This is a genomic window from Halomicrococcus pelagicus (genome assembly GCF_051917725.1).
Taxonomy (GTDB): Archaea; Halobacteriota; Halobacteria; order Halobacteriales; family Haladaptataceae; genus Halomicrococcus.
In genome coordinates this window covers 1-962 of record NZ_JBQBLX010000012.1, presented here as the reverse complement: position 1 = coordinate 962, position 962 = coordinate 1, and the positions used below count along the sequence as shown (strand labels likewise).

1 tRNA gene and 1 rRNA gene are annotated in these 962 nt (G+C 57.5%); both read left to right on the top strand.

Annotation, left to right across the window (positions count from 1 at the left end):
* Positions 1-185: 185 nt before the first annotated feature.
* Positions 186-257 (top strand) — tRNA-Ala (locus ACTF4R_RS21135).
* 217 nt (positions 258-474) lie between these two features.
* A 23S ribosomal RNA gene (locus ACTF4R_RS21130) occupies positions 475-962 on the top strand; the annotation flags it as partial.

Genomic DNA, 962 nt, shown 5'->3' with positions numbered 1-962 from the left:
GTAACAAGGTAGCCGTAGGGGAATCTGCGGCTGGATCACCTCCTAACACACGGGACCAGGCCGTTGCGCCTGGCCCATCTGCCACTTCACGTGGCAACGAGGGTTCCTCGACGACCTCGACCACGCTGCTGGTCGGGCACCTTTGAACTGCCAAGGCTAACGTATTTCTCGCCTGACGGCGAGGTGGGCCCATAGCTCAGTGGTAGAGTGCCTCCTTTGCAAGGAGGATGCCCTGGGTTCGAATCCCAGTGGGTCCATAATCTCGGGCCGGAACGAATCGTTCCCCTTAAGTAGACGGGAGCGAAACGTTCAGGTCCGCGACGACCGATGCACCATCCCGTGAGAGCGTGGATGGGAAGGGTTCGACGCACGCTCCCCTTTACCACAGGGACGTGGCGATGACGACCGTATGTACGTGCAATCCAGACGTCCACTGGACCCGTTCACTCGGGTTCCAGTCCAACGACGAATCCAATAGCGTGGCTACTGTGCCAGCTGGTGGATGGCTCGGCTCGAGCGCCGACGACGGACGTGCCAAGCTGCGATAAGCCTGAGGGAGCCGCACGGAGGCGAAGAACTCAGGATTTCCGAATGGGAATCCCCACCGCAATTGCTTCGCGCAATGGGGAACGCCGGGAATTGAAACATCTCAGTACCGGCAGGAATAGAAACCAAACGGGATGTCGTGAGTAACGGCGAGTGAAAACGATCCAGTCCAAACCGAAGCCTTCGGGCAATGTGGTGTTAGGACTGGCTCTCATCACCGGAACGTTCTCGTGAAGTCTCCTGGAAAGGAGCGTGATACAGGGTGACAACCCCGTAACGTGAACAAGTATGGTGTGCGCCAGATCCAGAGTAATGAGGGTCGGATATCCCTCGTGAATATAGCGGACATCGACCGCTAAGACTAAACACGTCTCGAGACCGATAGCGAACAAGTAGCGTGAGCGAACGCTGAAAAG